This window comes from Rhodococcus sp. PAE-6, from assembly GCF_025290685.1.
Classification (GTDB): Bacteria; Actinomycetota; Actinomycetes; order Mycobacteriales; family Mycobacteriaceae; genus Rhodococcus; species Rhodococcus pyridinivorans.
Window position 1 is genome coordinate 1 of record NZ_JAOCLZ010000243.1, and the last position, 234, is coordinate 234.

General features: G+C 74.4%; 1 pseudogene. It reads left to right on the top strand.

From position 1 onward, the window contains the following. Positions 1-234, top strand: a pseudogene (locus NVV99_RS26900) (translation initiation factor); the annotation flags it as partial.

Here is a 234-nt window from a genome sequence, read left to right on the forward strand (position 1 = left end):
CGGGGACGTCGGCGCGGGTGGTATCGATCCGCGGCAGCACCGTGATGGTGCGGCCGAAGGGCGTCGACGACGAGTTGCCGGTCGAGACCGACGAACTGCGCGCCACCCGCGAGCCGGCCGGAACGACGCGCGCACCGGCGAAGACCGCACGCACGTCCGGTGGTGCGAAGCCCGCTCCGGCGCAGGCAGCTCCCGCGAAGGTGGCACCCGTGCAACCCGCGACCCCACGGGCTA